This window comes from Microvirga sp. P4_G7 (genome assembly GCF_056401005.1).
The window spans coordinates 1-610 of sequence record NZ_JBFUKD010001143.1 but is presented as its reverse complement, the minus strand read 5'-3'; the positions used below and the strand labels follow the sequence as shown (position 1 = coordinate 610).

Annotated in this window: 1 pseudogene; it reads right to left on the bottom strand. The window is 60.5% G+C overall.

Annotated elements, in window-relative coordinates:
- Positions 1 to 389, bottom strand: a pseudogene (locus AC1DT3_RS23525) (invasion associated locus B family protein); the annotation flags it as partial.
- Positions 390 to 610 lie beyond the last annotated feature (221 nt).

The window sequence follows — 610 nt, the reverse complement described above, 5'->3', positions numbered from 1 at the left end:
CCCTTGACGTCATAAAGAGCAACCGCCAGCACCGGCTGGCCCTGATCGGAGACGAAATCGCGGGTCGTGTAGCAGATTTCAGAGTTGGTGCCCTGGTCCTTGCCGCAAACCTTCGTCCATTCCGGCTGTGACGGCTCAGGCTTGACCTGAACGACCATCGGGCCGGTGCTTTGCGCTTGGCCCTGTGCCGCTCCAGGAGCGGCGGGAGCGGCGCCGGGTGCTGCAGGAGCCGCGCCAGGGGCGACGGGGCGGGGAGCTTGAGCCGCAGGAGCGGCAGGTCTTGCAGGAGCCGTCTGCGCCAAAACAGGTGACGCGGTCAGCATCAGCGCCATGGCCGCAACCAGGCCCCGATTGCCCCTCAGGCTCGCGATTCGAGTCGCGAATGACATGTGGTTATTCCTCTTCAATCGGAAGGTCGGCCAGCATCGCGCGAGCCGCAAGATTTGTTACTTCGATGACCTTCAATGAGACAGTGAATCTTTGCCGATTAAGGCGAAGGCATGACGTGCAGCGCTCCTTTAACCTTTCACAGCGAAGGTTTCCAGTCGCAAACCGCACCTTTCTCCATGATATCTCTGGAGAAAGAACCCGAATCGAGAGTGAAGTCGGA